Origin of the sequence: Micromonospora sp. L32, from assembly GCF_052068055.1 — a bacterium.
Lineage (GTDB): Bacteria > Actinomycetota > Actinomycetes > Mycobacteriales > Micromonosporaceae > Micromonospora > Micromonospora purpureochromogenes.
The window spans coordinates 59,668-85,107 of the sequence record NZ_JBQHDD010000005.1; the positions used below are offsets into that span (position 1 = coordinate 59,668).

General features: G+C 77.1%; 21 protein-coding genes and 1 riboswitch. Of the genes, 2 read left to right on the plus strand and 19 right to left on the minus strand.

Going from position 1 to position 25,440, the window contains the following annotated elements; translation table 11 throughout:
- Nucleotides 1–36: 36 nt before the first annotated feature.
- From cobA to cobN, 13 genes are all read right to left on the minus strand, one after another.
- Nucleotides 37–1,719: a uroporphyrinogen-III C-methyltransferase gene (cobA, locus tag ACTMTB_RS15160; protein WP_441146072.1), complete on the minus strand. Its 1,683-nt coding sequence runs from the start codon at nucleotides 1,717–1,719 to the stop codon at nucleotides 37–39.
- On the minus strand, nucleotides 1,716–2,312 hold the full coding sequence (locus ACTMTB_RS15165; protein WP_280836586.1) for a precorrin-8X methylmutase: 597 nt from the start codon (nucleotides 2,310–2,312) through the stop codon (nucleotides 1,716–1,718). The genes cobA and ACTMTB_RS15165 overlap by 4 nt, the downstream gene beginning before the upstream one ends.
- Nucleotides 2,309–3,394, minus strand: a complete 1,086-nt coding sequence (locus tag ACTMTB_RS15170) for a HoxN/HupN/NixA family nickel/cobalt transporter (protein WP_441146074.1) — start codon at nucleotides 3,392–3,394, stop codon at nucleotides 2,309–2,311. Before ACTMTB_RS15170 ends, ACTMTB_RS15165 begins: the two co-directional genes overlap by 4 nt.
- Nucleotides 3,391–3,582, minus strand: a complete 192-nt coding sequence (locus ACTMTB_RS15175; RefSeq protein WP_441146076.1) for a 4Fe-4S binding protein — start codon at nucleotides 3,580–3,582, stop codon at nucleotides 3,391–3,393. The genes ACTMTB_RS15170 and ACTMTB_RS15175 overlap by 4 nt, the downstream gene beginning before the upstream one ends.
- Nucleotides 3,570–5,240, minus strand: coding sequence for a precorrin-3B C(17)-methyltransferase (gene cobJ / locus ACTMTB_RS15180; RefSeq protein ID WP_441146799.1), 1,671 nt, complete (start codon nucleotides 5,238–5,240; stop codon nucleotides 3,570–3,572). The genes ACTMTB_RS15175 and cobJ overlap by 13 nt, the downstream gene beginning before the upstream one ends.
- A gap of 194 nt (nucleotides 5,241–5,434) precedes the next feature.
- Nucleotides 5,435–6,787 carry a precorrin-6y C5,15-methyltransferase (decarboxylating) subunit CbiE gene (cbiE, locus tag ACTMTB_RS15185; RefSeq protein WP_441146801.1) on the minus strand — a complete coding sequence of 451 codons (1,353 nt, stop codon included), beginning with the start codon at nucleotides 6,785–6,787 and terminating at the stop codon, nucleotides 5,435–5,437.
- A gap of 5 nt (nucleotides 6,788–6,792) precedes the next feature.
- A complete protein-coding gene (locus ACTMTB_RS15190) occupies nucleotides 6,793–7,944 on the minus strand; it encodes a cobalt-precorrin-5B (C(1))-methyltransferase (RefSeq protein ID WP_441146078.1) in 1,152 nt (383 codons plus the stop codon).
- On the minus strand, nucleotides 7,941–8,771 hold the full coding sequence (gene cobM / locus ACTMTB_RS15195) for a precorrin-4 C(11)-methyltransferase (RefSeq protein WP_441146080.1): 831 nt from the start codon (nucleotides 8,769–8,771) through the stop codon (nucleotides 7,941–7,943). The genes ACTMTB_RS15190 and cobM overlap by 4 nt, the downstream gene beginning before the upstream one ends.
- The gene (gene cobI / locus ACTMTB_RS15200) at nucleotides 8,768–9,520 is read right to left on the minus strand and encodes a precorrin-2 C(20)-methyltransferase (RefSeq protein WP_441146082.1); all 753 of its coding nucleotides are present in this window, start codon (nucleotides 9,518–9,520) and stop codon (nucleotides 8,768–8,770) included. Before cobI ends, cobM begins: the two co-directional genes overlap by 4 nt.
- Nucleotides 9,517–10,881, minus strand: a complete 1,365-nt coding sequence (locus ACTMTB_RS15205) for a cobyrinate a,c-diamide synthase (protein ID WP_441146084.1) — start codon at nucleotides 10,879–10,881, stop codon at nucleotides 9,517–9,519. Before ACTMTB_RS15205 ends, cobI begins: the two co-directional genes overlap by 4 nt.
- Nucleotides 10,875–11,486, minus strand: coding sequence for a cob(I)yrinic acid a,c-diamide adenosyltransferase (gene cobO, locus ACTMTB_RS15210; protein ID WP_441146086.1), 612 nt, complete (start codon nucleotides 11,484–11,486; stop codon nucleotides 10,875–10,877). The genes ACTMTB_RS15205 and cobO overlap by 7 nt, the downstream gene beginning before the upstream one ends.
- Nucleotides 11,486–13,774: a putative cobaltochelatase gene (locus ACTMTB_RS15215; RefSeq protein ID WP_441146088.1), complete on the minus strand. Its 2,289-nt coding sequence runs from the start codon at nucleotides 13,772–13,774 to the stop codon at nucleotides 11,486–11,488. Before ACTMTB_RS15215 ends, cobO begins: the two co-directional genes overlap by 1 nt.
- On the minus strand, nucleotides 13,771–17,448 hold the full coding sequence (gene cobN / locus ACTMTB_RS15220) for a cobaltochelatase subunit CobN (RefSeq protein WP_441146090.1): 3,678 nt from the start codon (nucleotides 17,446–17,448) through the stop codon (nucleotides 13,771–13,773). The genes ACTMTB_RS15215 and cobN overlap by 4 nt, the downstream gene beginning before the upstream one ends.
- Before the next feature lie 334 nt (nucleotides 17,449–17,782).
- Nucleotides 17,783–17,912: riboswitch (cobalamin riboswitch) on the minus strand.
- Between the two features lie 429 nt (nucleotides 17,913–18,341).
- Here cobN and ACTMTB_RS15225 point away from each other — a divergent pair.
- Complete coding sequence (locus ACTMTB_RS15225) at nucleotides 18,342–18,971, plus strand: MBL fold metallo-hydrolase (RefSeq protein ID WP_441146092.1); 630 nt, start codon at nucleotides 18,342–18,344, stop codon at nucleotides 18,969–18,971.
- 4 nt (nucleotides 18,972–18,975) lie between these two features.
- Here the strand turns inward: ACTMTB_RS15225 and ACTMTB_RS15230 are convergent, their stop codons facing one another.
- From ACTMTB_RS15230 to ACTMTB_RS15250, 5 genes are all read right to left on the minus strand, one after another.
- Entirely contained in the window at nucleotides 18,976–19,311 is a 336-nt protein-coding gene (locus ACTMTB_RS15230) for a hypothetical protein (RefSeq protein WP_441146094.1), read from the minus strand.
- A 92-nt stretch (nucleotides 19,312–19,403) separates the two neighbouring features.
- A complete protein-coding gene (locus tag ACTMTB_RS15235; RefSeq protein ID WP_441146095.1) occupies nucleotides 19,404–20,300 on the minus strand; it encodes an aldo/keto reductase in 897 nt (298 codons plus the stop codon).
- An 80-nt stretch (nucleotides 20,301–20,380) separates the two neighbouring features.
- Nucleotides 20,381–21,592 (minus strand): MFS transporter, encoded by a 1,212-nt coding sequence (locus tag ACTMTB_RS15240; protein WP_441146097.1) that lies wholly within the window; start codon nucleotides 21,590–21,592, stop codon nucleotides 20,381–20,383.
- Nucleotides 21,593–21,688: 96 nt separating this feature from the next.
- Nucleotides 21,689–22,813, minus strand: coding sequence for an FUSC family protein (locus ACTMTB_RS15245; RefSeq protein ID WP_441146099.1), 1,125 nt, complete (start codon nucleotides 22,811–22,813; stop codon nucleotides 21,689–21,691).
- Nucleotides 22,814–22,861: 48 nt separating this feature from the next.
- Nucleotides 22,862–23,683 (minus strand): NmrA family transcriptional regulator, encoded by an 822-nt coding sequence (locus ACTMTB_RS15250; protein ID WP_441146101.1) that lies wholly within the window; start codon nucleotides 23,681–23,683, stop codon nucleotides 22,862–22,864.
- Between the two features lie 81 nt (nucleotides 23,684–23,764).
- On the opposite strand from ACTMTB_RS15250, the gene ACTMTB_RS15255 reads away from it, so the two are divergent.
- Entirely contained in the window at nucleotides 23,765–24,703 is a 939-nt protein-coding gene (locus ACTMTB_RS15255; RefSeq protein ID WP_280836570.1) for an AraC family transcriptional regulator, read from the plus strand.
- A 99-nt stretch (nucleotides 24,704–24,802) separates the two neighbouring features.
- On the opposite strand, the gene ACTMTB_RS15260 is transcribed toward ACTMTB_RS15255, so the two are convergent.
- Nucleotides 24,803–25,432 (minus strand): TetR/AcrR family transcriptional regulator, encoded by a 630-nt coding sequence (locus ACTMTB_RS15260; protein WP_441146103.1) that lies wholly within the window; start codon nucleotides 25,430–25,432, stop codon nucleotides 24,803–24,805.
- Between the last annotated feature and the right edge of the window lie 8 nt (nucleotides 25,433–25,440).

The following is a 25,440-nucleotide window of genomic DNA, read 5'->3' on the forward strand; positions in this document are numbered from 1 at the left end:
GGCAGGTCCCACCCGTCCGGGGCGGCCGGTCGGCGGCTACGGAACCGGATCGGCCGGCCGGGCGCGCCCGGTCAGCCCGACCACCGGGCCCACCACGAAGACCGCCGGCGGCCGGACGTCCTCCCGGGCCGCCAGCTCCCCCACCTCGTCCAGCCGGGACGACAGCGACCGCTGACCCGGCTGGCCGGCGTCCTGCACCACCAGGACCGGGGTGTCGGCCGCCCGGCCGTGCTCGATGAGCACCGCCGCGATCTTCTGCACCGTGTCGACCGCCATCATCAGCACCAGGGTGCCCCGGGCCCGGCCCAGCGCCGCCCAGTCCACCAGCGAGTCCGGGTGCCCGGGCGGCAGGTGGCCGGAGACGACGGTGAACTCGTGCGCGACCCCCCGGTGGGTGACCGGCACACCGGCCAGGGCCGGCGCGGCGACCGCGCTGCTCACCCCGGGCACCAGCACCGTCTGGACCCCGGCCGCCGCGCAGGCCTGGACCTCCTCGTGGCCCCGGCCGAAGACGTACGGGTCGCCGCCCTTGAGCCGGACCACCCGCCGGCCGGCGCGGGCGTGCGCGATCAGGGTGTCGTTGATGGTGTCCTGCCCCATCGACGGCCCGCGCGGCACCTTCGCCGCGTCGACCACCAGCACCCCGGGGCGCAGCCCGGCGAGCAGGCCCTGCGGGGCCAGCCGGTCGGCCACCACCACGTCCGCGGCGTCCAGCAGCGCCCGCCCCCGTACGGTGATCAGGTCGTCCGGGCCGGGGCCGCCGCCCACCACGGCGACCTGGCCCGGGCGCAGGCCGGGGTCCTGGCCGTGCTGGTGGTGCCCGTGGTGCTGGTGCCCGTCGTGGTGGTGGTGCTCATGGCCGCCCACCGGATCGTCCGGGTGGTCGTGCGGGGTCTGCGGCCGGCCCACCTTGTCGGCGAAGCCCGGCATCAGCACCCGGTACGCGCAGGTGTCGCAGTTCATCCGGATGTCCCCGCGCAGCGCCTCGGCGTGCCGTTCCAGCACCAGGTCGGCCAGCGCGTCGCAGTCGCCGATCAGGTCGGCCACCCGCACGTCCAGGTCGGGGTGGGCGGCGGCGAACTCGGTCGACCGGGCGACGATCCGGTCCGGCAGCACCCCGGCGAAGAGGAAGTACGGGGCGACCACGATCCGCCGGGCGCCGAGCCGGCGCAGCCGCTCCAGCACCGCCGGCACGGACGGCTCGGCCAGGGAGACGAAGCCCGGTTCGACCCCGGCGTAGCCGCGCCCCTCCCAGAGCAGCCGGGCCACCTTCGCCACCTCGGCGTTGGCGTCCGGGTCGGTGGAGCCCCGGCCGATCAGCGCCACCCAGGTGCCGGCCCGGTCGGCCCCGGCCAGGGCGGCGTCGATCCGCTCCGCCAGGGCGGTGTGCAGCAACGGGTGCGGCCCGAGCGGCCGCCCGTAGCGGTAGGTCAGGCCGGGGTGGCGGTCCTGCTCGCGGGCCAGCGCGGCGGGGATGTCGCCCTTGCCGTGCCCGGCGGCGGTGAGCACCAGCGGCAGCGCCACCAGCGACCGGTGGCCCCGGCCGGCCAGCGCGCCGACCGCGTCGGTCAGCGGCGGGCGGGACAGCTCGATGAAGCCGCCCTCGACGTCGCCGGCGCTGCCGGCGGCGCGCCGCCGGACCCGGTCGACGAGCGCGGTGAACTGGTCGACCCCGGCCGCGCTGCGCGTGCCGTGCCCGACGATGACCAGCGCGGTCATGGCGCCTCCTCCTGGTACAGCAGGGCGTTGAGGGCGGCGGCGGCGACCGCCGAGCCGCCCTTCTCGCCGACGTTGGACACGGCGGGCAGGCCGCTGGCCCGCAGCGCCGCCTTGCTCTCGGCGGCGCCGACGAAGCCGACCGGCAGCCCGACGACCAGGGCGGGCGCCGCGTCGAGCGTGATCAGTTCGGCCAGTGCGGTCGGCGCGCAGCCGACCACCCAGACGGCGCCCGGCCCGACCCGGTCCAGGGCGATGCGCACCGCCGCCGCGGAGCGGGTCAGGCCGGTGTCGCGGGCCAGCTCGGCGGCGGCCGGCTCGGCGACCGGGCAGACGATGTCCCGACCGGCCCCGGTGATCCCGGCGGCGACCATCCAGACGTCGGCCACGATGGGCGCGCCGGCGCGCAGCGCGGCCAGCCCACCTGCCAGCGCCGCCTCGTCGCAGACCAGCTCGGTGACGTAGCCGAGGTCGGCGCTGGCGTGCACCACCCGCTCGGTGACCGCCCGGCTCAGCGGGGGCAGGTGACGCAGGTCGACCCGGTCCCGCAGGATGCGGTACGACTCCCGCTCGATGGGGTGCACGACGCGGGTCACGGTCGCTCCTCGGCCGCGCCGCCGTAGCGCCGGTCGTGGCCGCGCAGCTTCCACAGCACCACCGCGCCGACCCAGGCCAGCACGAAGAGCAGCACCACCGCGTAGCCGAGCTGTTCGAAGTGGTCGCCCAGCGCGGCGTACCCGGACAGCGCGGTCAGCCCGAGCTGGTCGACCAGCAGGCTGGCCAGGTAGACGCTGGCGACCAGGGCACCGACCAGCACGGTCATCCCGGTGGTGGCCAGGTTGTACCAGAGCCGCCGGGCCGGGTGCCGGTACGCCCACGAGTAGGCGCGGGCCATCAGCAGGCTGTCGGCGGTGTCCATGGCGGACATCCCGGCGGCGAAGAGCAGCGGCAGGGTGAGCAGGGCCAGCACCGGCAGGCCGCCGCCGGCGGCGGTGCTCGCCGACAGCGACAGCAGGGTGACCTCGCTGGCGGTCTCCAGCCCCAGGCCGAAGAGGAAACCGACCGGGGCCATGTGCCAGGAGGAGCGGACCAGCGACCGGGCGCGGGAGCCGAGGATCCGGTGCACCAGGCCCCGGTTGAGCAGCAGCAGGTCCAGTTCGGACTCGTCCAGCGCGCCGGCGCGCAGCCGCCGCCACAGCTTCGCCATCCCGGCCAGCACCGCCGCGTTGAGCACCGCCACCAGCAGCAGGAACGCGGTGGCGGTGGCCGCCGCGACCACCGCGCCGACCTCGCGGATGCCGGCCAGGCCGCCGTCGGTCATGGTGGCCGAGGCGAGCCCGATCACCAGGGCGAGCAGCAGCACCACCGCGCTGTGCCCGAGGGCGAAGAAGAAGCCGACGCCGACCGCCCGGCGGCCGCGCAGCAGCATCAGCCGGGTGGTGTCGTCGATCGCGGCGATGTGGTCGGCGTCGAAGGCGTGCCGCACCCCGAGCAGATACGCGAGGGCGCCGGCGCCGGCCAGCCCGCCGGCAGCCGCCGGCTGGTCGTTCCAGTACAGGTAGAGGCTCCACCCGGCGACGTGCAGGGCGGCGACGGCGGCCACCACGCCCCCGAGGCGGACCCGCTCGGCGCGGCTCCACCGGCCGACGGGCGGGGCGGTGGTCGGGGTCGAAGTCATCGGTCTCCTCGTGGTTCGGCGGTGGCGCGGATGGCGTCCACCGGGCAGATCTCCAAGCACTCCAGGCAGCCGGTGCAGCGGTCGTCGCGGACGGTCAGGCCGCCCGGCGTCGGCCGGATGGCGTGCGTCGGGCAGGTGAGCAGGCAGGCGCCGCAGCCCTGGCAGGCGCCGATGATCACCCCCGCCACCGGTACCCCCGGGGCGTGACCATCCGGCCGGCGACCAGCCGGGTTCGGGTGCTGCCGACGACCACCACGCCGTACATGTCGACCAGGGCCGGGTCGAAGGTGGCCAGGGTGGCCAGGTGGACCCGTTCGCCGGCGCGGCTGGCGTTGCGCACCACGCCGACCGGAGTGTCCGGCGGGCGGTGCGCGGCGAACAGCTCCAGCGCTTCACCGAGCTGCCAGTCCCGAGCCCGGCTGCGCGGGTTGTAGAGCAGCGCGACCAGGTCGGCCTCGGCGGCGGCGGTGATCCGCCGGACGATGACCTCCCACGGGGTGTGCAGGTCGGACAGGCTCAGGTAGACGTGGTCGTGCCCGAGCGGCGCGCCGAGCAGCGCCGCGGCGGCCAGCCCGGCGGTCACCCCGGGCACGCCGACCACGTCGACGCGGGCGTCGGCGTACTCCAGGGCGGGGCTGGCCATCGCGTACACCCCGGCGTCGCCGGAGCCGATCAGCGCGACCGCGTGGCCGGCGGTGGCCTCGGCGACGGCGGCGCGGGCCCGCTCCTCCTCCGCGCCGAGCCCGCTGGCGAGCACCCGGGTGCCCGGCCGCAGCAGGTCGCGGACCTGCGCGACGTACTGGTCGAGGCCGACGACCACGGCGGCCCGGCGCAACTCGGCCACCCCGCGCGGGGTGCGCAGGTCGGGCGCGCCGGGGCCGAGCCCGACGATCGCCAGCCGGCCGCGCGGGGCGTGCCGGGCGACGGCGACCGTCGCCATCGCCGAGGCGGTCTTCGGCACCAGCAGGATGGCGTCGCCGCCGCGCAGCGCCGCGGCCTCCGCGACGCTGGGGGTGCCGACGGCGGCGCGGACCACCTCGCTGGGGTGCGGCACCTCGACGGCGGCCAGCTCCGCCACCGGCCAGGTCCGCAGGGGTACGCCGAGCGCGCGGGCGGTGTCCACGATGCCCACCTCGTCGGCCTTGAGGTCGACGCTGGCCAGGCAGCGCAGGCTGGCCTCGGCCAGCCCGGCCCCGGCGAGCGCCCGGCGCAGCAGCCCGGCCACCTCGGCGGCGGCCACGCCCCGGCTGGAGCCGATCCCGGCGACCAGGGACGGCGGGCGCAGCACGGCGGTCCGCCCGTCCAGCGGCACGACCCGGTCGGTGACCAGCAGCCGGTACCCGCCGTCCGGCGCGTCGGCGCGCACGTTCTCGGGCAGCGGCGGCAGCGGCCAGGTGGCGTCGGAGTCGAGGCGGACCGGCTCGCCGTCGAGGATCGCCCGGGAGACGGCGGCCACCGCCCCCTCGACCGGCCAACCGAGGGTGTCCAGGCCGGGCAGGCCGACCGCGTCGGTGGCGGTGGTGACCACCGGGCGGGCGTCGAGCAGCACGGCCACCTCGGCGGCGAGGGCGTTCGCGCCGCCGGCGTGCCCGCCGAGCAACGCGACCGCGTGCCGGGCGGCCTCGTCGACGACCACCACGGCCGGATCGGTGCGCTTGTCGCCGAGCAGCGGCGCGAGGATCCGGACCACCGCCCCGGTGGCCAGGAACGCCACCACCGCGTCGCACTGCGCCCAGGCCGTCCGCAGCGCGTCGGCGACCGTCTCCCCGGGGATCTCCCGGGCGTGCGGCCAGGCGTCGGCGAGGGTACGGGCGTGCCGCCGGCCCGCGGCGGTGGCGGCGACCAGCCCGACGCTGGCGGGACCGGCCGGGGTCCCGACCGTCGGGCTCGCGGCCGCAACGGTCGTGTCCCCGACCGGGCCGGGCACGATCGCAGCCGGGCCGGGCGCGGTGTCGGCTCCGGTCGGAACGGTGTCGGGTGGTGCGGTCTGGTGCACGTGTGCTCCCCGCGAGGGTCCGGTGTGGTGGGTGAGTGGCGTGGTCACCGGTGCTCTCCGGTCAGCACGACCACCGGGTTGGTGGCGGCCAGGCGCAGCGAGCCGCCGGGCAGGTCGGCGAGGCGGGCGGCGGCGAGCTGGCTGCCCTCGACCGCGTAGCCGGCGTCGCGCAGCAGGTGAACGGCGGGGGCGACCCGGTCCAGCGCGGCGAGGGTGACCACCACCCGGTCCGGCCGGCGCTCGGCCACCGCGGCGAGCACGTCCGTGCCGCCGCCGCCGACGAAGACGGCGTCCGGGTCGGGCAGCCCGCGCAGCGCCTCGGGGGCGGAGCCGGTCACCAGCCGGACGTCGACGCCGTGCCGGGCGGCGTTGGCCCGCACCGGCGCCCGCGGGTCGCGTTCCACCGCGATCACCGCCGCGCCGAGCAGCGCGCACTCGATGCCCACCGAACCGCTGCCGGCGCCCACGTCCCAGACCAGCCGGCCGAGCCGGGGGCGGAGCCGGGCCACCGCGAGGGCGCGTACCTCCGCCTTGGTGATCATCGAGTCCCGGTGGGCGTACGCGGACTCGGGCAGCGCCCAGCCGCCGGCCGGCGCGGCGGCCGGCTGGTTGTCCGCGCGCATCGGGCCCATCCCGGCCCCGGCGTCCGCGTCACCGGCGGGCGGGGCGAGGCTGAGCAGGACGTGCGGGTCGGCCCAGCAGCGGCTGGCGGCGTCCTCGGGGGTGGCCCAGGTGACCCGCTCGTCGGCCGTGCCGAGGTGCTCGGCCACCACCAGGCGGCGGGACCAGCCGACGAGGCCGGCGCCGAGTTCGGCCGCTCCGGCACCGGGCGCGGTGAGCACCGCGACGGCGGGCAGCGCGCGGCAGGCGTTGAGCGCCGGCCGGGGGTCGCGGCCGTGCGCGGTGACCACGGCGGCGCCGTCCCACGGCAGTCCGGCGCGGGCGAACGCGGCAGCCACGCTGGAGACCGCCGGCAGCACCCGCAGCGGCAGCCCGGCCGCCCGCAGCCGCCGGACGATGCCGAAGAAGCCGGGATCGCCACTGGCCAGCACGACGGCGTGCTCGCCGGCGGCGACGGCGGCGCGGAGCCGGTCCAGGGCGGGGGTGAGCGGCCCGAGGGTCACGGTCGGGCAGCCGGGCGGCACCGGCACGGCGGCGAGATGCCGGGCCCCCCCGACCACCAGCCCGGCCGTGGCGAGCGCCTCGGCCAGCCCGGGGTACGCCGGCCGACCGGCGGCGTCGATCCCCACCACGGTCACGGCGGCGCCGGAAGGAAGGTCTTCGGTGAGCGGTATTCCTGTCAGGCATAAATATGACTGAGAGTCATATCGGTCGCCGGTGGATTGCCGTCGTCCGCCACCACCCTGAGTGACCGGCTCACCGTCCCGCGACGGCATGGCGCTCACGCGGCCCACCGGCCCGAGGAGGCGACGACCCGGGAGCCGGCGAAGTCGACCATGGCCACGTCGACGGTGACCGCCCGCTCGGCGAAGCGGAGCAGCACCTGGCGTACCCGGTGGCAGAGCAGGTCCCCGGCGGGGCCGAGCAGGCCGGCGGCCTCCCACAGCTCGTACGCGTGCCGCCCGGTGTTCGCCGCGGTGACCGCCGCGACCAGGTCGGCGTCGCCGCCGGCCTCGGCGGTGACCGCGCCGAGCAGCGACAGGTCCACCTTGGAGCGGGTGTAGTGGGTCATCAGGATGCCGGCGGCGAGCTTGGCCAGCTTGCCGGCCATCCCGACGAAGACCACCCCGGTCATCCCGTCGCCGACGGCGGCGGTGACCGCGGCGCCGGTGAAGTCGCCGACCTCGACGAAGCACACCTCGGGCAGTTCCGGCAGCAGTTCCCGGGCGGCCCGCTCGGTCCGCCCGCCGGTGCAGAGCACCACGGTCGACTCGCCCTGGGCGGCCATCACGTGCACCGCCTGCACCACGCTGGCCCGCCAGGAGGCGGTGGAGAAGGGCCGGACGATCCCGGTGGTGCCGAGGATCGAGATGCCGCCGAGAATGCCGAGCCGCCGGTTGGTGGTCTTGCGGGCCATCACCTCGCCGCCCGGCACGCTGATCACCACCCGGACGCCCACCTCGGTGAGGTCGACCACCTCGGCCACGGCCTGGCCGATCATCCGGCGCGGGGTCTCGTTGATCGCCGGGCCGCCGACGGCGAGGCCGAGCCCGGGCTTGGTGACGGTGCCGACGCCGGGGCCGCCGGCGAGGTCCAGGCCGGGCTCGGCGCGCCAGCAGACGGTGGCGGTGAGGTGCGCGCCGTGGGTGACGTCCGGGTCGTCGCCGGCGTCCTTGACCACCACCGCCTCGGCGCGCGCCTCCGGCGCCGGGGTGAGGTCGCACCGGGCGACCGGGAAGCTGACCCGCCGGCCGCCGGGCAGCCCGATCTCCACCTCCGGCTGCGGCACACCGGTGACCAGGGCGGTCATCGCGGCCTTGGCCGCCGCCGTCGCGCAGGCGCCGGTGGTCCAACCGGTACGCAGCGCGGTGGGCCGGACCTTTGCGGTACGCGGCAGGTCCGGCTCGCGCAGCGGCGGCTCGGCGTACGTCACCGGGGGCCGTCCCCCGACCCGGCGGCGCGGGCGCGGCGCAGCTCGACGCGGGCGGCCGGCTCGGCCCGGCGGAAGGTGTGGAAGTGCCCGGGGTGGTACAGGTGCGAGCGGGTGCCGGTGGCGGCGAGCGCGGGGCCGACCAGGAAGAGGGTGTGCTTCCAGAGCCGGTGCTCCTTGACGGTGGCCTCCAGGTCGGCCAGCGCGCAGCGCACCACCAGCTCGTCCGGCCAGGTCGCCTGGTACGCCACCACGACCGGGGTGTCCGGCGGGTAGCCGCCGGCCAGCAGCTCGGCCTGCGCCTGCCCGGAGCGGGCGGCGGAGAGGAACAGCGCCATCGTGGTGCCGTGCCGGGCGAAGTCGCGGACCCGCTCCCCCGGCGGCATCGGCGTCTTGCCGCCCTCGAGGCGGGTGAGGATCACCGACTGGGCCACCTCGGGGATGGTCAGCTCCCGGCCGACGATGGCCGCCACCGCGGTGAACGAGGACACCCCGGGCACGATCTCGACGGCCAGGTCGAGCGCCCGGCACAGGTCGAGCTGTTCCTGCACCGCGCCCCAGAGCGCCGGGTCGCCGGAGTGGATCCGGGCCACCGTCAGCCCCTCGGCGGCGGCCCGCCGGTACAGCGGCAGCACCCCCTCGATCGGCAGCTGCGACGAGTCGACGATCTCGGCGTCGGCGCGGGCGTGGGCGAGGACGTCGGCGTGCACCAGGCTGGCCGCCCAGATCACCACGTCGGCGGCGCCGATCACCCGGGCGGCGCGCAGGGTGAGCAGGTCGGCGGCGCCGGGTCCGGCCCCGACGAACCAGACCTTTCCGGTGGTCGTCACAGTTTTCCTCCCCGGCGGTCCCGGCGCGCCGGGACCAGCAGTGTCGACAGGTACGGCAGGTCGTCGGCGGCGGCGTCGACCGGCCCGATCCGCTCCCCGGGCAGGCCGACCGACCGGCCGAGCACGGCGTCCGGCAACCGGTCGTGGCGGCGCAGCTCGTCGACCAGCTCGGGGTGCCGCCGCCAGCCCTTGTAGACGACGACGGTGCCCGGCCCGGCCAGCGCGTCGGAGACGAGCGCCAGCCCGGCGGTGGCCGGCAGCAGGGTGAGCGGCTCACGGCCCTCGCAGAGCGGCACGCCGCTGCGCGCGGCCAGCTCCTGCATCGCGGTGATCCCGGGCACGGTGCGCACCTCGACGGCCGGCCGCAGCGCCCGGACGCTCTGCGCCAGGTAGCCGAAGGTGGAGTAGACGTTCGGGTCGCCGATGGTGGCGAAGGCGATCGAGGCGGCGCCGCCGTCGAGGGCGGCCACCACGGCCCGGGCGGCGGCGTCCCAGGCCCGCTCCCGGCGGGCGGTCACCCCGCCCCGGTCGTCCAGCGCGAACGGCAGCCGGCGCAGCCGGTCCGCATCGACGTGCGCGCGCACGGTGGTCTCCGCCCGGCCGGGGGGCGCGTCGCCGTCCGCGGCCAGCCGGTCCATCACCGGTACGACCACCAGGTCGGCCTCGCGCAGCACCCGCACCGCCTTGAGGGTGAGCAGTTCGGGGTCGCCCGGGCCGACGCCCACCCCGGTCAGCGTCGGCGCGCTCACCGGGCCGCCGCCTCGACCAGGCGGCGGGCCGCCGACGGGTGCGCCGCCCAGTGGGTGTGCAGGTAGGAGGCGTGCACCCGGCCGTCGACGAAGCCGTGCCGCCCGCCGTCGAAGTGCCACGCCGGCCGGTCCCCGTGGCCGGGGTCGGTGGCGGTGCGGTGGAACTCGTGGCCGCGTACCGGCTCGCCGGCCCGGTGCGGTGGGGAGTCGGCGGCGGCGACGGCCTCCCGGTAGCCGAGGGTGAGCGTGCCGGTCATCCGGGCGGTGTGCGGCAGCCGCCCGCACATCGGCACCCCGTCGAGGGAGCGCCCGAGGTAGAGCAGGCCGGCGCACTCGGCGACGATCGGCCCGTCGAAGTCGGCCAGTTCGGCGCGGAGCGCGGAGTTGGCCGCGAGGGCCTCGACGTGCACCTCGGGGAAGCCGCCGCCGACGACGACGGCGCGGGTGCCGGCGGGCAGGGCGGGGTCGCGCAGCGGGTCGAAGCGGACCACGACGGCGCCGGCCGCGGCGAGCAGTTCGGTGGTCTCGGCGTACGAGAAGGTGAAGGCCGGGCCGCCGGCCACCGCGACGACCGGACGGTCCCGGCCGGCGGGGCCGCCGACGGCGCTGGCCGGGTCCCAGGCTCCGACGGTCAGCGGCGGGGCGGTCCGGGCGAGGTCGAGCAGCGCGTCGAGGTCCACGGTGGACTCGATCAGGTCGGCGAGGGCGTCGACGACGGCGAGCGACTCGGGGGCCCGTTCGGCGACCGGCACCAGCCCGAGGTGCCGCGACGGCGCGGTCACCTCGGCGGCCCGGGTGACCGCCCCGAGCACCGGTACGCCCACCTCGGCGAGGGCGTCGCGCAGCAGGGTCTCGTGCCGGGGCGAGCCGACCCGGTTGAGCAGCACTCCCCCGATGCGCACGCCGGGGTCGAAGGCGCGCATGCCGAGCACCAGCGCGGCGGCCGAGCGGCCCTGCGCGGTGGTGTCGAGGACCAGCAGCACGGGCGCGTCGATCAGCCGGGCGACGTGCGCGGTGGAGGCGTACGACCCGCGGCCGACCGCCCCGTCGTGCAGCCCCATCACCCCTTCGACGACCGCCACGTCGGCGGGGGTGGGGACACTCGCGCCGTGCCGCAGCAGCGGCGCGATCCGCTCCTCGCCGACCAGCCAGGGGTCGAGGTTGCGGCCGGGCCGCCCGGCGGCGAGGGCGTGGTAGCCGGGGTCGATGTAGTCGGGGCCGACCTTGTGCGGGCTGACGGTCAGGCCGCGCCGGCGCAGCGCGGCGAGCAGGCCGGTGGCCACGGTGGTCTTGCCGTGCCCGCTGGCCGGGGCGGCCACCACCAGCCGGGGCAGCGGCCACGGCGCGTCCGGGCTCACCATTCGATGCCCTTCTGACCCTTCTGGCCCGCGTCCATCGGGTGCTTGACCTTGGTCAGCTCCGCGACGAGGTCGGCGGCGGCGACCAGCCGCGGGTCGGCGTCCCGGCCGGTGATCACCACGTGCTGGAAGCCGGGGCGGCCGGCGAGGGTGTCGACGACCTCGTCGACGTCGACCCAGCCCCACTTCATCGGGTAGGTGAACTCGTCGAGCACGTACAGGCCGTAGCGTTCGGCGGCCAGGTCGCGCTGGATCTGCCGCCAGCCCTCCAGGGCGTCGGCGGCGTGGTCGGCCGCGCCGCCGCGCTGGATCCAGGACCAGCCCTCGCCCATCTTGTGCCAGGCGACCGGGGCGCCCTGGCCGGTGCGCTCGTGCACCTCGCCGAGGGCGCGGAAGGCGTTCTCCTCGCCGACCCGCCACTTGGCGCTCTTGACGAACTGGAACACCCCGATCGGCAGCCCGGCGGTCCAGGCGCGCAGCGCCAGCCCGAACGCGGCGGTGGACTTCCCCTTCATCTGTCCGGTGTGCACGACCAGCAACGGGCGGTGGCGCCGCTGCCGGGTGGTCAGCCCGTCGGCGGGCACCGTGGACGGCTTGCCCTGCGGCATCAGGCGCTCCTTCTGGTCGTGGTGGCGGGTCCGTTCGCGCAGTTGTGGTGGGTGCCGGCACGGCAGGCGCAGGCCCGACCGGTGGCGAGTTGGCGGAGGGGGTCGGTGGCGACCGTGTCGAGGCGGTGGTGGTCCGCGCCGAGCTGGGCGGCGAGGCGGCGACCGAGGCCGAGCCGGACCGGGCCGGACTCGCAGTCGACGACCACGCTGGGCGCGCCGGTGGCGGCGAGCACCGCCGCGGCACGGGCGGCCCGGTCCAGCGGGCGGTCGCCGGCGGTGGCCCGCCCGTCGGTGACGACCAGCACCAGCGGGCGGCGCTTCGGGTCGCGCAGCCGCTCCACCCGCAGCAGCTCGGCGGCGGCGAGCAGCCCCTCCGCCAGCGGGGTGCGCCCGCCGGTGGGCAGCTCGGCCAGCCGGGTCGAGGCGGCCAGCACCGAGGAGGTGGCCGGCAGCAGGGTACGCGCGCCGGCGCCCCGGAAGGCGATCACGGCGACCTTGTCCCGGCGCTGGTAGGCGTCGGTGAGCAGGGCGAGCACCGCGCCCTTGACGGCGGACATCCGCTGCCGGGCGCCCATCGACCCGCTGGCGTCGACCACGAACAGCACGAGGTTGCCCTCGCGTCCCTCCCGGACCGCCTCGCGCAGGTCGTCCGGGCGCAGCAGCAGCGGGCCACCGCGCCGGCCCCGGCCCGGCTGATGCGGGGCGGCGGCCCGCAGCGTCGCCGGCAGGTGCAGCGCGCCGGGCCGACCGGCCGGCACCCGCTCGCCGGTGGTCCGGCCGCGCCCGGTCCGGGCGCGGGAGCGCCGTCCCGGCACGCCGTCGCCGATCCCGGGCGCGGTGAGCAGCCGGGCCCGCAACCCACCCTGGGGTACGGCCACCGGCTGCGCCCCGCTCGCCGGCCGGCCCTCGGTCCGGCCGTCTCCCGCGTCGCCTCCGGGGCGGGAGCCGTGGCCGTCGCCGCCGTCGGGGCCGTCGCCGGGACCGCCGTCGGTACGGTCCAGCCACCGGTCGTCGTCGTCCGCCGGCCAGCCGCCGTCGCTGCGGCCGGCCGGGTCGGGGCGGTCGTTCCGTTCGCCGGAGCGTCCGTCGTCGTCGGCCTCGGTCGAGCCGGGTTCGCCGCGCCCTGCCGGGCCCGAACCGCCGGGACCGTGGTCGTCGGCGTGGCCGCCGGCCGGGTGGCCGCCCTCGCCCCCGCCCCCGCCGGGGCCGTCCGGACCGTCTTGGGGGCCGGCACCGCCAGCCGGGCCGCCGCCAGGCGGGTCGTCGTCCGGGTGCTCGTCCTGGGCCCGCCGCAACGCCTCGTCCAGGCGCTTCTCGTCCAGGTCCGGGCTGTCGAACGGGTCGCGGCGGCGACGGTGCGGCAGTGCGAGCCGGGCGGCGACCCGGACGTCCTCGGCGCCCACCCGGTCCCGGCCCTGCCAGGCGGCGTGCGCGAGGGCGGTACGGGCGGTGACGATGTCGGCGCGCATCCCGTCCACGTCGAACGCGGCGCACACCTCGGCGATCTGGCGCAGCGCGGCGTCGGGCAGCCGTACCCGGTCCAGCCGCCGCCGGGCGGCGGCGACCCGGTGGGCGATCTCGGCGTCGGCGTCGGCCCACCGGGCGGCGAACCCGGCCGGGTCGGCGTCGGCGGCGAGCCGGCGGCGGACCACCTCGACGCGGACGGCCGGGTCGCGGCTGGCGCCGACGGCGACGGTGAGCCCGAACCGGTCGAGCAGCTGCGGGCGCAGCTCCCCCTCCTCCGGGTTCATCGTGCCGACCAGCAGGAACCGGGCGGCGTGGCTGACCGAGACGCCTTCCCGCTCGACGTGGCAGCGGCCCATCGCGGCGGCGTCGAGCAGCAGGTCGACCAGGTGGTCGTGGAGCAGGTTCACCTCGTCGACGTAGAGCACGCCGCGGTGGGCGGCGGCGAGCAGGCCCGGCTCGAAGGCGCGTACCCCCTCGCCGAGGGCCTTCTCCAGGTCGAGCGAGCCGACCACCCGGTCCTCGGCGGCGCCGACCGGCAGTTCGACCAGGCGGGCCGGGCGGCGCTCGGCCGCCGGCTCGGCCGGGTGCGGCCCGTCCGGGCAGGCGGGGTCGGCGGCGGCCGGGTCGCAGGCGAAGCGGCAGCCGGCGACCCGGTCGACCGGGGGCAGCAGCGCCGCGAGAGCCCGCACGGCGGTGGACTTGGCGGTGCCCTTCTCGCCCCGCACCAGCACCCCGCCGATGGCCGGGGAGACGGCGTTGAGCAGCAGGGCCAGGCGCATGTCGTCCATGCCGAGCACCGCGCTGAACGGGTAGCCACTCATTGCCGGTCCTCCAGGTCGCCCTCGCTGGCCAGGTACGTCTCGCGGAGCCGGTCGAGGGTGGCCGGTTCGGGCGCCGCCCACAGGCCCCGGTCGGCGGCCTCCAGCAGCCGCTCGGTGATGCCGCGCAGCGCCCACGGGTTGGACTGCTCCAGGAACTCCCGGGTGGTCTCCTCGAAGACGTACGCGGCGGCCAGGTGCTCGTACATCCAGTCGTCGACGACGCCGGCGGTGGCGTCGTAGCCGAACAGGTAGTCCACGGTGGCGGCCAGCTCGAACGCGCCCTTGTAGCCGTGCCGGCGCATCGCGGCGATCCACTTCGGGTTGACCACCCGGGCCCGGAACACCCGCCGGGTCTCCTCGCCGAGGGTGCGGGTGCGTACGTCGTGCGGCATCGCCGAGTCGCCCACGTACGCGGCGGGCGCGGCGCCGGTGAGGTGGCGGACCATCGCCACCATCCCGCCGTGGTACTGGAAGTAGTCGTCGGAGTCCACGATGTCGTGTTCGCGGGTGTCCTGGTTCTTCACGGCGACGGCGATGCGGGCGAAGGAGCGTTCCATGTCGGCGCGCGCCTCCCGCCCGTCCAGGTCCCGGCCGTAGGCGTAGCCGCCCCAGACGGCGTACACCTCGGCGAGGTCGGCGTCGGTGCGCCAGTTCCGGGCGTCGATCAGCGGCAGCAGCCCCGCCCCGTACGCCCCCGGCTTGGAGCCGAAGATCCGGGCGGTCGCCCGGCGGGCGTCGCCGTGTTCGGCGAGGTCGGCGTCCACGTGGGCCCGGACGAAGTTCTCCCCGGCCGGCTCGTCGAGGGCGGCGACCCGGCGTACCGCGTCGTCGAGCAGCGCCACGACGTGCGGGAAGGCGTCGCGGAAGAAGCCGGAGATGCGCACGGTCACGTCCACCCGGGGGCGGCCCAGCTCCGCCAGCGGCACCACCTCGACGCCGGTGACCCGCCGGGACCGGTCGTCCCAGGTCGGCCGGCAGCCGAGCAGGGCCAGCACCTCGGCGATGTCGTCGCCCTGGGTACGCATGGCGCTGGTGCCCCAGACGGTGAGCCCGACCGAGCGGGGGTACGCGCCGGTGTCGGCGAGGTGCCGGGCGAGCAGCGAGTCCGCGAGGGCCACCCCGACGTCCCAGGCGTTGCGGGACGGGATGGCCTTGGGGTCGACGGAGTAGAAGTTGCGGCCGGTGGGCAGCACGTTGACCAGGCCGCGGGTGGGTGAGCCGGAGGGGCCGGGCGGCACGAACCGGCCGTCCAGCGCGCCGAGCACCCGGTCGATCTCGTCGGTGGTCCGGGCCAGCCGGGGCACCACCTCGCGGGCGGCGAAGCGCAGCACGTCGGCGGCGTCGCCGATCGCCCGGCCGGTGACCTCCTCGACCACCGCGTCGACCTTGTCGGCGTCCCAGCCGAGGGTCTCCATGCCGACGACCAGCCGGCGGGCCAGGGCCTCGACCAGGTCGACGGCGTCGGCGGCGGTGGCGGCCGGCCCGTCGGCCGCCTCGGTCAGCGGCTCGGGCACGGCGATCCGCCGTCCCGGCTCGGCGAGCAGGTCCTGCTCGTCCAGCCCGTACGCGGCGGCGAGCGCCTGGCGCAGGCCGGGCAGGGCGCGGGTGCCGCCCCAGACCTGGGGGGCGCGCAGCACGGCGAGGACGAGGTTGACCCGGGCCTCGCCGGTGGGCGCCTCGGCGAGGATGTGCAGCCCGTCGCGGATCTGCACGTCCTTGACCTCGCAGAGGTACCCGTCGAGGTGCAGCACGAAGTCGTCGAAGTCGTCGGCGGCCGGCATGTCATCGGTGTGCAGGTCGTGGTGCAGCTCGGCGGCCCGGACCAGCTCCCAGATCTGCGCCCGCACGGTCGGCACCTTGGCCGGGTCGAGCGCCTGGACGGTGGCGTACTCGTCGAGGAGCTGTTCGAGTTTGGCCAGGTCGCCGTACGTCTCGGCGCGGGCCATCGGCGGGACGAGGTGGTCGACGACGACGGCGTGCGCCCGGCGCTTGGCCTGGGTGCCCTCGCCGGGGTCGTTGACGATGAACGGGTAGACCAGCGGCAGGTCGCCGAGGACGGCGTCGGGGGCGCAGTCGGCGGCGAGGCCGAGCCCCTTGCCGGGCAGCCATTCCAGCGTGCCGTGCTTGCCGAGGTGCACCACCGCGTCGGCGCCGAAGCCGCCGTCGGCCACCGGCGCGGCCAGCCAGCGGTACGCGGCCAGGTAGTGGTGGCTGGGCGGCAGGTCGGGGTCGTGGTAGATGGCGATCGGGTTCTCGCCGAAGCCACGCGGCGGCTGGATCATCAGCACCACGTTGCCGAAGCGCAGCCCGGCCAGGACCAGGTTGCCGCCGTCGGCGTACAGCTCGCCGGGCGGCTCGCCCCAGTGGGTGCGCATCCGGTCCCGCAGCGGCGCCGGCACCCGGGCGAACCAGCGCCGGTAGGTCTGCCCGGGTACCCGCGCCTCGGCGGCGGCGAGCTGCTCGGGGGTGAGCCATTCGACGTCGTGCCCGCCGGCGGCGATCAGCGCGTGGATCAGCGCGTCCCCGTCGGTGGGGACCGGCTCGTCGCCGAGGTCGTAACCGGCGTCGGCGAGGGCGGCGAGCAGCCGTACCGCCGAGGCGGGGGTGTCCAGGCCGACCGCGTTGCCGACCCGGGAGTGCTTGGTCGGGTACGAGCTGAGCACGACGGCGAGGCGCTTGTCGGCGTTGGGCACGTGCCGCAGCCGGGCCTGGCGGACGGCGATGCCGGCCACCCGGGCGGCCCGCTCCGCATCGGCGGCGTAGACCGAGAGCCCGTCGGCGTCGACGCGCTTGAACGAGAACGGCACGGTGACGATCCGCCCGTCGAACTCGGGGATGGCCACCTGCATCGCGGCGTCCAACGGGGAAAGTCCGGCGTCGCTGCCGGCCCACTGCTCGCGGGTGCTGGTGAGGCAGAGCGCCTGCACGATCGGCACGTCGAGGGCGGCGAGCGCGCCGACGTCCCAGGCATCCTCGTCGCCCCCGCCGGAGGCGTCCGCCGCGACGGCACCGCCGGCGGCGAGCACGGTGACGACCAGGGCGTCGCAGCGGGCGAAGAGGGGCAGCGGCCCGTCGCCGGGGGTGAGCCCGCGCAGCGAGCCGCAGAAGATCGGCAGCGGGTCGCCGCCGGCCGCCTCGACCGCGTCGGCGAGGACGTCGACGAAGCCGGTGTTCCCGGCGAGGGCGTGCGCCCGGTAGAAGACGATCCCGACGGTGGGGCGGGTCGCCGTCGACACCGCGGCGGCCCGGTCGCCGTGCACCCCGTACGCGGGGGTGGGCGCGGGCGGGTCGAAGCCCTCGCCGGTCAGCAGCACCGTGTCGGAGAGGAACCGGGCCAGCTCGGCCAGGTTCTCCGGACCCCCCTCGACCAGGTAGGACAGCGCCTGGGTGGCCACTCCGGAGGCCACCGTGGAGGCGGCCATCAGCTCCGCGTCGGGCACCGCCTCGCCGCCGAGCACCACCGTGGGCACGCCCGAGGCGAGCACGGCGGCCAGCCCGTCCGGCCACGCCTGCCGGCCGCCGAGCAGGCGTACGACGGCGAGGTCGACGCCGTCGAGCAGCGCCGGCACGGCGTCGGCGGCGACCCGGGCGGGGTTGGCCAGCCGGTAGTCGGCGCCGCTGGCGCGGGCGGCGAGCAGGTCGGTGTCGGCGGTGGAGAGCAGCAGGATGCGCACGGACGGCTCCGGAGAGTGACGCCCGGACCGGCGCGGGGCCGGTCGGGCGAGGCGAGGGGACGGGCGCGGTTCAGCGGGTACGACGGGCCGCCGGGCGGATCACCGGCGGTGAACCGGTGGGCGGCACGGTGCGGCGGTCAGCGGTGAACGGCGGAACGCGGGGCGCGGGCGCCGGACGGGGTGTCCGGACGGTCGGCCGGCGCGACGGCGCGGCCGGGCAGGGGCGCGTCAGCGCGCCCGGAACGGGTACGACGGAGCTCGTCGGCGGTGGAGACGCTGCGCGTCATCGGGGTCCTCCTCGGGTGTCCACGCCCTGGGGTCGCTCCGACGGCCGAAGTATCCTGGCTTCCGGATCAACGCTCTCCCCCGGCCTTCCAACCGCAGGAACACGGCCGTGACGCGCGAGGGGGGATCGCTCCCCGGTGACAGTGGCGGGACCGCGCCGGAATCGCACCGGCTTCCTTCACTGCCGTCAGGCCGCGAATGCTGCCACACCCCTCGGCGCCGGGTCAACGCCGCCCCGGCTCGCGCCGGGCAGGCCGGCCCATCGAAGCCCGACGATCATCAGCGACCGTCCCCGCACTTCGGACAATGTCCGACCTCGATGTCGCGCCCCCTTTGCTCTGCTGCCTCGGAGGCACCACTGGGAGCGCTTCGCTGTTGCCGCGGCGGCAGCAGAGCAAAGGGGACGGTGCGGGCGGGTATCCGCCGGTCAGCGTCGACGGCGGGGCCATCGGCCGGGGGCCGAACGCCTACGATCGGTCCCGCCGGCCGAAGAATCGCCGGTCGATCGGGAAAGGACCCCAGCCATCGCCGAGCCCACGTTCCACCACCTCGCCGGCCGGGTCTGGCTCTACCCGGGCGATCCCGACCCGGGCACCATCCAACCGAGCGTGGCGCTGATCACCGACGAGCGCGGCGGCGTGCTGGTCGACGCCGGGCACAGCCCGGGCCACGCCCGGGAGATCCGCGCCGCGCTGACGGCGGCGGGGCTGCCCGAGCCGCACTGGCTGGTCTACACCCACCACCACTGGGACCACGTGTGGGGCGCCTGCGCCTGGCCGGGCGTGGAGATCGTCGGCCACGTCGCCGGGGAGGCTCCGCTGCGCGCCGAGGCGGCCCGCCCGTGGAGTCACCGCTACCTGCGCGAGCAGGTCCGCGCCGAGCCGCGACTCGGCCCCAGCTTCCGGGCCCGGGCCCTGGCCATGGACTCCTGGGACGACTTCGCGGTGCTGCCGCCCACCCGCACCTTCACCGACGAACTGGAGCTGCCCACCGGCGTACGGCTGCGCCACGTCGGCGGCCGGCACGCCCCCGACTCGACCGTGGTGCTGGTGCCCGACTCGGCGGTGATGCTGCTCGGTGACTGCTTCTACCCGCCGCCGGCGCACCTGCGCCAGGAGGGGGACGGCCCCGACCTGGCGCTGGTGCGCCGGCTGCTCGACGACCGCTACCACTGGTACGTCTCCAGCCACGCCGACCCGATGACCCTCGACGAGGCCCGCGCCGCCGTCGAGGGGTGAGCGGTCAGCGCATCCGGCGTTCCGGGTGGGCCCGGTTCCAGACCCGCATCCGCTCCGGGTACCCGGTCTTCGTCGCCTCGTAGAGCGGCACGGCGTGCCGGCCGGCCAGCTTCGCCGCCACCTGCGGCGAGCCGGTCCGGCGGCGGATCCACTCGCCGTCGTGGGCGATCGCCACCACCGTGGTGTCCGTGGCGGTGGTCTCCGGCTCCAGGTAGAACTCCACGCCCTGCCGGCTGGTCACGAACTCCTCCAGCGCGGCCAGGTCCTCGCGGGTGGCCTCCCGGTCGAGCTTCGTCGGGGTGGGGACGGCGGCCCGCGACCGCCGGCTGAACCAGCCCATCTGCCCGCTCCTCTCCTCGGCGTCCCTCCAGTGGAGCACCGTCACCTGACAGTCGGCTGCGAGGCCGGTGAGCGTGAGCTGACCGGGCGTGCTCAGTCGAGCGCGGCCAGCTCCTCGGCGGAGAGCCGCAGCGCGCCGGCCGCGACGTTCTGGATCAGGTGCGCCTCGTCGCCGGTGCCGGGGATGGCCAGCACGTGCGGCCCCTGGTGCAGGGTCCAGGCGAGGCGTACCTGGTGCGGCGTGGCGCCGTGGGCCCGCGCGATCTCGTGGACGGCGGCGGTGTGCTCGGCCGCCGCGCCCGCCTCCCGCCGGACGCCGGCGAGGGCGAAGAACGGCACGTACGCCACCCCGCGCGCCCCGCACTCGCGCAGCAGCGCGTCCTGGTCGCCCCGGTTGTCGACGGCGTAGCTGTTCTGCACGCAGACGACCGGGGCGATGGCCTGCGCCTCGTCGAGGTGGTCCAGGCGGACGTTGGACAGGCCGAGGTGGCGGATCAGCCCGGCGTCGCGCAGCTCGGCCAGCGCGCCGAAGGACTCCGCCACCGAGTCCCGCCCGGGGCGCTTCACGATCCGCAGGTTCACCACGTCGAGGTGGTCGCGGCCCAGCCGGCGCAGGTTCTCCTGCACCTGGGCGCGCAGCCCGGCCGGCGTAACGTCCTCGCGCAGTCCGGTCGCCGGGTCGTACGCGAAGCCGACCTTGGTGGTGATCACCAGGTCCGCCGGGTACGGGGCGAGCGCGGCGCGGATCAGCTCGGTGGCGTACCGGGCGGGGCCGGTGCCGACGTTCAGGGTGCCGCCGGGCGAGACGTAGAAGGCGGCGGTGTCGATGTGGTTCACGCCCAGCTCGACGGCGCGGCGCAGCACCCGCACCGCGCGGTCCGGATGGGGGTCGACGGTGGTCCGCATCGAGCCGAACCCCATCCGGCGGACGACGCGGTCGCCCAGGGTCCAGCTGCCCGCGGCGCCGGCGGTGATCTCTTCGGTAGGCATCCGGCGACCCTAGCCAGCACGGCTGGGCTGCGCAGTCGGCCGCGTACCCGATACCGGCCACGGCCGGCCGCTGTTAGGTTCTATGTGCTGGCGGGGTGCGCCGGCGGCCGGGTCACCGGAACCAGCGCCAGGGTGGGCAGCAGCAGCAGCGGCACGACCAGCAGCGCGTGCAGGATGCCGACCCGGTCGCCGAGCAGGCCGAGCAGCGGCGGCCCGGCGAGGAACGACGTGTAGCCCAGCACCGCGACCACGCTGACCCGCGCCGGAGCCCGCTCCTCGTCGTCGGCGGCGGCGCTCATCCCCACCGGGAAGCCCAGCGAGGCACCGAGCCCCCAGAGCGCCACCCCGGCGATCGCCACCGGCCCGGAGCCGGCCAGCACCGCCACCGCCGCGCCGAAGGCGGCGAGCAGGATGGTGGCGAACAGGACGGGCACCCGTCCCCAGCGGTCGAGGGCGACGGTGCCGGCGGTCCGCCCGATGGTCATGCCGGTGACGAAGACCCCGAAGACGGCGGCGCCGACGGCCTCGCTCGTGCCGTACCCGTCGACGAAGGCGACCGCGAGCCAGTCGTTCGCGCTGCCCTCGGCGAACGCCATCACCAGCACCAGCAGGCCGAGCAGCAGGGTGCGCGGCTCCCGCCAGGCGGCGAGCAGGCCACCGCGCCGGGTGGCGGCGGTGTCCGGTGCCGGCTGGGCGGGCAGGAAGGCCCGGGCGCCGAGGATCGTGCCGCCGAGCACCACCGCCGCCAGCACCGCCAGGTGCACGCCGATCGGCAGCCCGACGCGGGCGGCCCCCGCGCCGATGCCCGCGCCGGCCACCGAGCCGAGGCTCCAGGCGGCGTGGAAGCGCGGCAGGATGGTGCGCCCCAGCCGCTTCTCGACGGCGGCGCCCTCGACGTTCATCGCCACGTCGCAGGTGCCGGAGCCGTAGCCGAGGGCGAACAGGGCGACCGCCACGCCGGGCAGCGAGCCGGCCACCCCCGCGGCCACCCCGACACCGGCCATCCCGACCGCCACCAGCACGGTGGACGCCACCACCGTGCGGGCCGCGCCGAGGCGCTGGGTGACCAGCCCGGCGGTGGTCAGGGCGAGCACCGCGCCACCGGACATGGCCAGCAGCAGCAGGCCGAGCCGGCCGGCGCTGAGCCCGAGCGCCTCGCGGACCGCGGGGACCCGGGAGAACCAGGACGCCACGGCGAGGCCGTTGAGGGCGAAGACCACCGCGACGCCGGTGCGGGCGGCCAGCACCTGCCGGGGTACGGCGGGGCTCGGCGCGGTGACGAGTGGGCTCACGGCTTGCGGTCCTTCCGGTGGTACGGCGTCTCGCCGTCGATCACACACCGGTTTCGTCACGACCACAAGCCGGATGCGCTCCTTACCACATGCTGGTCAGAGCGCGGGCAGCCCGAGCGCCTCGTCGACCCGGGCCAGCACCGCCGCGTCGTCGTCGGCCCGTACGCCCCGCAGCAGGTCGATGGCGGTGGCCCGGACCTGCCCGACGATCATCGCCAGCGGCAGGGTCTGGCCGGCGGTGAAGAGCCGCCCGGCGACGCGTACCGCGGTCAGGGCGGCGGCCTCGGCGCGGGCGGCGTGCCGGTCGCCGGCCTCCTCGGCGCCGTCGAGGTCGGCGGCGAGCGCCTCGCCCGCCGCCCGGACCGCCTCGGCCAGGTCCCGCAGGGCCGCGCCCAGCTCGGGCGGCACCGGGGTGGGCAGCCGGTTGAACGTCACGCCGGCCCGGGCGAGGACCCGCACGTTGCGGACCGCGTAGTCGAGCTGGCCGACCGTGGCGTCGACGGTGCGCAGCCGGCCGATGTGCCGCCGGCGCCGGACGTTGAGCCGGACCGCCTCGCCGGCGGCGAGCACCGCCGTGCGCAGCCGCTCCACCGCGGCGTCGAGCTGGCGGGCCCGGTCCAGGGCGGCCAGCGCGGCGGGCTCGTCCCGGGCGTCGAGGGCCGCGGCGACCTCCTCCAGCACCTCGGCCATCCCCTGATAGGTGCGGCGGAACTCGGCGACCAGCGGGGCGAGCGGCCGCCGGGCGTCGATCAGCTGGCTGGCCACCACCGCCACCGCGCCACCGATGAGCGCGTCGACGAACCGGAACGGCACCAGCGACTCGGTCGGTGGCGAGACCACCACCAGGTAGAGGGCGGAGACCGCGGCCTGCACCACGGCGACCGTGCTCGCCCCGACCGCCACCGCGAGCGCGATGGTGAGCAGGATGACCGTGAACACCGTCCAGCTGGTGCGCGGCCCGAGCGCCTGCACCACCAGGTCGGCGACGAGGACGCCGGCGGCGACCCCGAGCAGCACCTCGACCGCCCGGCGGACCCGCTGGCCCCGGGCCTGGCCGAGCACGATCAGCGCGGCGGCGGGGGCGAAGAACGGCTGCGGGTGGCCGACCAGCCGGGTGGCCAGGATCCACGCCACCGTCGCGGCCAGGGTCGTCTCGACCACCGGCAGCCAGCCCTGCCGCAGCCGCCCGGCGGCGTCCCGGAACCAGCCCCACCGGACCATCGCCGCCTCCTCGCCCCGTTCGGGCCCCACCGTAGCCCGGCCGGCGGGTCAGGGCCGCCAGGCCCCGGCTGCCTCCGCCGCGTACGCCCGGAAGTCGCGCGGCGGCCGGCCGAGCACCCGCTGCACCCCGTCGGCCAGCCGGGCGTTGCGGCCGTCGAGGACCTCGGTGAACAGGTACGTCAGCAGCGCCACCGCCGGCGCCGGGACACCCGCGGCGGTCAGCTCGGCCGCGTACGCGGAGCTGGTGACCGGCACGAAGCGCACCGGACGGCCGGCCGCCGCGGCGATCTCGTCGACCGCCTGAGCGAAGGTGAGCAGTCGGGGGCCGGTCAGCTCGTACGTGGCGCCGGCGTGCCGGTCGGAGGTGAGCGCGGCGACGGCGACCTCGGCGATGTCGTCGGCGTCGACGAACGGCTCCGGCACGTCGCCGACGGGCAGCGCGAGCACGCCGGCGCGCAGCGGCTGCACCAGGTGTCCCTCGCTGAAGTTCTGGGCGAACCAGCTGGCCCGCAGCACGGTGGGGTCGAGCCCGCTCGCCGCGACGGCCCGCTCGGCCTCGGCCGCTTCGGGCTCGCCCCGCCCGGAGAGCAGCACCAGCCGCCGCACGCCGTGCGCGACGGCGAGCCGGGCGAGGTCGCCGACCGTCGCGACCGCGCCGGGCGCGGCCAGGTCCGGCTGGTACGCGAGGTAGACGGCGCCGACGCCGCGCAGCGCCGGCGTCCAGGTGTCCCGGTCGGTCCAGTCGAAGGGTGGTGTGCCGGCGCGGGAGCCGATCCGGGTCGGTACGCCGATCGTGGTGAGCCGCCGCGCGACCCGTCGACCGGTCTTGCCGGTGCCGCCGAGGACGAGTGTCGTCAGGTGTTCCGTCATGGGGACAGTCAACCGATCGGCGGTGAGACGCTGAATGGTTCGCCGTCGTGCAGGCATACGCAGGCGTCTACGCTCGCCACCGTGGATCTCCTGACCGGTCTGCTCGACGGCCCCCGCGCCCGGGGCGCGTTCCTGCTCCGCTCGCTGCTGGACCCGCCGTTCGCGCTGCGGATCGAGGACCGCGCGCCGCTGACCGTGGTGGCCGTGGTGCGCGGCACCGCCTGGGTCGTGCCCGACGACAGCTCCGCCGAGCTGCTGCACCCCGGGGACGTGGCGGTGCTGCGCGGCCCGGACGCGTACACCGTCGCCGACGACCCGGCCACCGCGCCGCAGGTGGTCATCCACCCCGGACAGCGGTGCACCACGCTGCGCGGCGAGCCGCTGACCACCACCCCGGCGGCAGGGGTGCGCACCTGGGGCACCGGCACGCCGGGCAGGACGGCGCTGCTGACCGGGACGTACCAGTTGCCGGGCGAGGTCAACCGGCGGCTGCTCGCCGCGCTGCCCGCGCTGCTGGTGGTCCGGGCCGACGAGTGGCACAGCCCGCTGGTCGGGCTGCTCGCCGACGAGGTGGTGCGGGACTCCCCCGGCCAGGAGGCCGTCCTCGACCGGCTGCTCGACCTGCTGCTGATCGCCGTGCTGCGGACCTGGTTCGACCGGCCCGGCGCCACCCCCTCCTGGTACGCGGCGGCGGCCGACCCGGTGGTCGGACCGGCCCTGCGCCTGCTGCGCGACGATCCGGCGCGTCCCTGGACGGTGGCGTCGCTGGCCGCCGAGGTCGGGGTGTCCCGGGCCGCGCTGGCCCGCCGCTTCACCGAGCTGGTCGGCGAGCCGCCGATGGCCTACCTGACCGGCTGGCGGCTGAGCCTCGCGGCGGACCTGCTGCGCGAACCGGACGCCACCCTCGGCGCGGTCGCCCGCCGGGTCGGCTACGGCAGCCCGTTCGCGCTGAGCACCGCCTTCCGCCGGGTGCGCGGCATCAGCCCCCGCGACCACCGCACCCGCACCCCGGTCGCCTGACCGAACTCACCGCCGGGCCGTCGATTCACTGAGGATGCTCGGCCGACCGCCAGGCGATCACGGCCTGCCGAGGACCGGACACCCGGCCGGTCGGAGAGGTCAGGCGCCGGTGAAGGCGCGGAGCAGGGCGCGGACGGCGGAGCGCAGGTCCTCGCGGCTTTCCGGGCTGCCGGGCGGCGGCGCGCTGAGCGCACCGGCGCCGACGAGGCGGTCGAAGAGCAGCCCGTCGATGAAGGCGACGAACTGGTCACCCTGCCGCCGTGGGTCCGATGCGCCGGCGCCGGCCAGCAGCGCCCGGGCCTGCTCGCGTAGCACGGTGCCGTGCGCCAGGATCGGCCGCAGCTCGGGTCGGTGCACGGCCTCCAGCAGGCAGGCGTAGCGGGCGAGGCTGCGGTCCCGCCCGACCGTGAGCCAGCGGTCCAGCACCTGCGCCGTGGCCACCGCGAGGTGGTCGAGGTCGGCCGGGGTGAGCCGCGGCGGCGGCCCGGGCGGCGGCGCGGCGGTGGGCAGCTCGCGGTCCACCAGGTCGGCGCGGTCCAGGTCGACCAGGCGGCGTACCACCGCCTCGATCAGCGCCTGCCGGGTCCGCAGGTACGCCGACGTGGTGCCGACCGGCACCCCGGCGCGGGCGTCGACGGCCCGGTGGGTCAGCACCCGCATCCCGCCCTCGGCGAGCAGCGCGATCGCCGTGTCGGCCAACGCCGCCACCCGCGCGGACCGAGCATTCATCCGGGCCT